Source organism: Azospirillum sp. ST 5-10 (genome assembly GCF_051225715.1).
In the GTDB taxonomy this organism is placed as follows: Bacteria; Pseudomonadota; Alphaproteobacteria; order Azospirillales; family Azospirillaceae; genus Azospirillum.
In genome coordinates this window covers 1-525 of sequence record NZ_JBPJSP010000114.1, presented here as the reverse complement: position 1 = coordinate 525, position 525 = coordinate 1, and the positions used below count along the sequence as shown (strand labels likewise).

Annotated in this window: 1 protein-coding gene; it reads left to right on the top strand. The window is 68.6% G+C overall.

Going from position 1 to position 525, the window contains the following annotated elements:
• Positions 1-525 (top strand): NAD(P)(+) transhydrogenase (Re/Si-specific) subunit beta (locus ACSBPG_RS32070; RefSeq protein ID WP_435541307.1); only part of this gene is annotated, 525 nt, incomplete at both ends.

Below are 525 nucleotides of genomic sequence, written 5' to 3'. Positions count from 1 at the left end.
TCACCGGCGCGCTGGTCGGCTCGTCGGGCGCCATCCTGTCCTACATCATGTGCAAGGGCATGAACCGCTCGATCTTCAACGTCATCCTCGGCGGCTTCGGCGGCGAGTCCGCGGCCGCCGCGGGCGGTGGCGGCGGCGAGCGCGGGACGGTCAAGGCGGGTTCGCCGGAGGACGCGGCCTTCATCATGAAGAACGCCCAGTCCGTCATCATCGTGCCGGGCTACGGCATGGCCGTGGCGCAGGCCCAGCATGCGCTCCGCGAGATGTCGGACCTCCTGAAGAAGGAGGGGGTGGAGGTGAAGTACGCCATCCATCCCGTGGCCGGCCGCATGCCGGGGCACATGAACGTGCTGCTGGCCGAGGCCAACGTGCCCTACGACGAGGTGTTCGAGCTGGAGGACATCAACCGCGACTTCGGCACCGCCGACGTGGCCTTCGTGATCGGCGCCAACGACGTCACCAACCCGGCGGCCAAGACCGACCCGGCGAGCCCGATCTACGGCATGCCGATCCTCGACGTGGAGA